Here is a 2086-nt window from a genome sequence, read left to right as displayed (position 1 = left end):
GATACTTCGTCACGATTAGATAAGCCTAAATCCTGCCAAAGATGGCGACTTCCCTGACAACCGGCGGCAACAGCACTTGCCAGCCAGTCAACGTGTTTTGCATTCTTTTTTGTTGAACGCAAATCTAACAGAAGATTTTTGACCATTAAAAAATCTTCTGGAATGGTCGCCATCAAACCTTGATATTGATGATCGGGCAGCATTTCTAACTCTTCAATTTCAGGAAAACATTCTTGCAACATGGCGATGAATGCAGGCTGTGTCATACCTAGAGCCCAGGCAAATAGAGGAAGTTCGCCTTCTTGCGCATTTCTGAGTACGCCCGTAATTGCTGCTCTTATAGGATCAGCATCGGTTTTTGACGTTGATACTATAGAGAGCAGGTGAAGTTGAAAGGTATCCATATTGCATGCTTAATCGACGATTTTTCTGACTTCGATCCCGTTTAACCATTTCACATGACGAGGGCCGGTGCGCAGGTCTTTCGACGATATCATCGCAATCCGCCCCTCATCTTCAGACAGAGGCTTTCCATCTTTTTCAAAAAAGACCATGACACCTTCTCCAATTGGCGTATTGAATATTTCGCTCCACGAAAAAACGACTTTATATCCATCCGTTGCCGATGCAATCACAATGGTTTTTTTGACGTCATTGTGATCCTTTGAAATGACAACCGCTTTTTCAAGAATGTCCTTCAACAGAACTCCTTTGAAATTTTCTAATTTGCCGACATTGGCACCAGTTTGGCAAATCAACGGTACTTCGCCAACTTTCTGCGGAGGGAATTGTCGTAAGTCATTGACGCGCAGAATGAGTTTATTCTCGACTGCACCTGACACAGTCACACTCTCGGTGACATATTTTGATAGATCACTTGTTGTTTCGTGCGCAAAAACCTGCTGGCAAAAAACGAGAGCGGTGGTAATCAAAAGTGCGCGACATTGTTGGAACATGATTTCTCCTTTTGTATTCAATTGAAAACCTGATTAAAACTGATATTGGACATTGCCAAACCACATGCGTCCTGGATTAGGAAAGCCATCAGCGAGTGCGTAGTTTTTGTCTGTCAGATTGGTGACACCAGCTTCCACAGTGAGATGCTTCACTGGCCGGTAGGTCAGTTTGAGATTCAAACTTGTATAACCAGATAATTCCAGGGTGTTGGATACCCAACGATTGCTGTTGTGTTCGGCAAAGACAATGACATCGATATTTTCTACAGGTCGCAGCAGAGCGTTAGCTGTGATCTTATGGCGTGGAATATCGGTCAGTTTGACTGAAGGATTGCTGATATTATTTAAATCGGTAAAGGTATAGTTTCCACCCACGTCCAGCCATGAAACCACATTCGTTTTAATGCCCAGTTCAAGACCGGAAATATGAACTTGTCCAACGTTTTGCATCTGAGACTTGATACCAGAAACGTTCGCCACAGTTTGGATTTTATTAGTGACATCGCTATAGAAAATGGCAGCTTCTGCTTGCGTTGATTGTGTAGGATGTCCTTGATAGCCTATTTCATAATTGATAGATTCTTCAGGTTGTAAATTCGGGTTTTCAACGAATGTTCCCAATCGCTGTGAATAACGATCTTTCAAAGTCGGCAAACGCGTTTTTTGGGCAATGCTTGCGTAAAAGCGGGCAGCGTCAGACCAGTCATAAAACAGACCGAATTGAGCATCAGTCGCCGTTTTTGTTCCAGGTAAAGAGTAGGGGTTGCCGAGGTTAAATACCGTACCAGGTCTTAACTCATGACGACCAAGACCAAGTGACAACAATAGAGCAGGATTAATTTGAACATTGTCTTCAATAGCGATTGATGTCAACACATCTTTGTAGACAGCATTTGTCGTGCCATTGCCATCGAGTTCGTTATGTTCGTCAGCTTTATAGTGACTCATCAGACGTAGCGTCTGTCCCGAAAAGCGGAGTGACTCCAATACAATGGAGCCGCCATTTGTTTTGTCGTCATAAATACTGCGGCCGGTACTGACGCTGCCAGAACCGGCGACCTTGAGCTTGGTGTAACTATCATCTGTATAGCTATCGACCTCGTTACCATAGCTGTCATGGAACAATCTGA

Annotated in this window: 3 protein-coding genes; all 3 read right to left on the bottom strand. The window is 43.7% G+C overall.

Annotation, left to right across the window (positions count from 1 at the left end; all coding sequences use genetic code 11):
- Nucleotides 1–404, bottom strand: a 404-nt coding sequence (locus tag H8K38_RS18160) for a nitrogen fixation protein NifQ (protein ID WP_186886258.1), incomplete at its 3' end; no start/stop codon positions are given.
- Nucleotides 405–413: 9 nt separating this feature from the next.
- Entirely contained in the window at nucleotides 414–956 is a 543-nt protein-coding gene (locus tag H8K38_RS18155; RefSeq protein ID WP_186886257.1) for a molybdopterin-dependent oxidoreductase, read from the bottom strand.
- Between the two features lie 33 nt (nucleotides 957–989).
- Nucleotides 990–2086: TonB-dependent receptor (locus H8K38_RS18150; protein ID WP_186886256.1), on the bottom strand; the 1097-nt coding region annotated here is incomplete at its 5' end.

The sequence above is a fragment of the Undibacterium sp. FT79W genome (genome assembly GCF_014284215.1).
GTDB classification, from domain to species: domain Bacteria; phylum Pseudomonadota; class Gammaproteobacteria; order Burkholderiales; family Burkholderiaceae_D; genus Undibacterium; species Undibacterium aquatile.
Note: the sequence above shows the minus strand (reverse complement) of the source record. Positions and strands in the feature narration are given on the sequence as shown.

Coding starts and splice junctions, on each gene's coding strand:
- H8K38_RS18155 (WP_186886257.1), bottom strand. CDS start 956: ATGTTCCAACAATGTCGCGCACTTTTGATTACCACCGCTCTCGTTTTT.